The organism is Nonomuraea sp. NPDC050310 (assembly GCF_040655795.1).
In the GTDB taxonomy this organism is placed as follows: Bacteria; Actinomycetota; Actinomycetes; order Streptosporangiales; family Streptosporangiaceae; genus Nonomuraea.
Genome location: NZ_JBFAKP010000057.1, coordinates 1 through 1,467, shown reverse-complemented (window position 1 = coordinate 1,467; position 1,467 = coordinate 1). Strand labels below are relative to the sequence as shown.

Genomic DNA, 1,467 nt, shown 5'->3' with positions numbered 1-1,467 from the left:
CCGCCGAGGATCGAGCATCGGAGAAGTCCTTGCACATCGAGCCATGTGGTCGGGACGAACACTAGGAAGTAGGGTGTTGATATGTCAACACTTGGGCCGGGGGAGGCGACCGAGCTGTGGCTGCGGTGGAAGCGCGCCCATGAGATGGTCCGTGCCGCCGTCATCGCCGAAACCACGGCGGCGTCCGGTGTGTCGGAGCCGGAACTGGGCGTCCTGGTCTGCCTGCACGAGTCCGGCGGGAGCTTGCGGCAGAACGCCCTCGCCGCCGCCCTCGGCTGGGACCGGACCCGGCTGTCGCACCTGCTGACCCGGATGGCCGACCGCGGCTACGTCGCCCGCGACAAGATTCCGAACGGGGTGGAGGTCACGCTGTGCCCTGCCGGCAGGCACGTGATCGACGCGACGTTGCCGACACTGGAAATGGCCACCCGACGTCACCTGCTGGACCGGCTCGGCCCGGACGACGCCAGGACGCTCAAGGCCCTCATGGACGGCCTTCTGTCGGGCGAAGGGGCGGCAGCAGAGGCATCCAATGCGGAGCCATGACGCCGCACCCTCCCCAGCCACCGCCTCGTCCTGCCAGGTCCACCCAAGGCATTCCTCACGCTACGCCGTACCCTGGCGGGGTTGTGGGTTCAGCCGGCTCCGAGCAGCCACGGAGCTCATGCTGAGGGGGCGCGTATGACGGGTCGCCTGCGAACAGTCGCAGCCCCAGCGCATGGGGAAGAATGTCACGCTGTGCTTGATCTCAACGCGTTGCGCGCTCCCCGAACCCGCGCTCCCGGACCTGCCCTGCCGCACGTCAGCGACTTGACCGGCCCCGGCGGGCTACGGCTGCGCCACTACCGGCCGGCCGACGAGCCCCGGCCGTTGATGGTGTTTCTGCACGGTGGCGCGTTCATCCTGGGCGACCTCGACAGCCACGATCGCACCTGCCGCCGGATCGCCGCCGCCTGCGGTGTGGAGGTGCTGGCCGTCGACTACCGGCTCGCACCCGAGCATCCGTACCCGGCGGCGATCGACGACGCGGTCGAGGTGCTGCGCTGGGCCAAGCCGTGGGCCGTCGCCGGGGACAGCGCGGGCGGCTACCTGGCCACGATGGCTTGCCTGCGGCTGCGTGACGCCGGGGAGCCGTTGCCTGCCGCGCAGGTGCTCATCTGCCCGAACACCGACCTCACGCTCGCGTCGGCGAGTGTGCGGGAGCAGGGCGGGTGGGGGCTCGATCCGGCGTTCCTGCGCGAGGCGATCTCCTACTGGACGCCCGACCCCGCCGACCCGGCCGCGAGCCCGTTGAGCACGCCCGGTCTGCACGACCTGCCTTCCGCCGTGGTGATCACCGCTGAGCGCGACCCCCTGCGTGACGAGGGCGAAGCCTATGCCGAGCGGCTGCGCGAGGCCGGTGTCGAGGTGATGGGCAGGCGGGAGGAGGGCCTGGAGCACGGCTTCATCCAGAATCTCGACGAGGCG

General features: G+C 70.6%; 2 protein-coding genes. Both read left to right on the top strand.

Annotated features, from left to right (window positions below):
• The first annotated feature begins 81 nt into the window (after positions 1 to 81).
• On the top strand, positions 82 to 546 hold the full coding sequence (locus tag AB0I67_RS43110; protein WP_357936794.1) for a MarR family transcriptional regulator: 465 nt from the start codon (positions 82 to 84) through the stop codon (positions 544 to 546).
• A gap of 192 nt (positions 547 to 738) precedes the next feature.
• On the top strand, positions 739 to 1,467 hold a 729-nt coding region (locus AB0I67_RS43105), incomplete at its 3' end, for an alpha/beta hydrolase (RefSeq protein WP_357936792.1).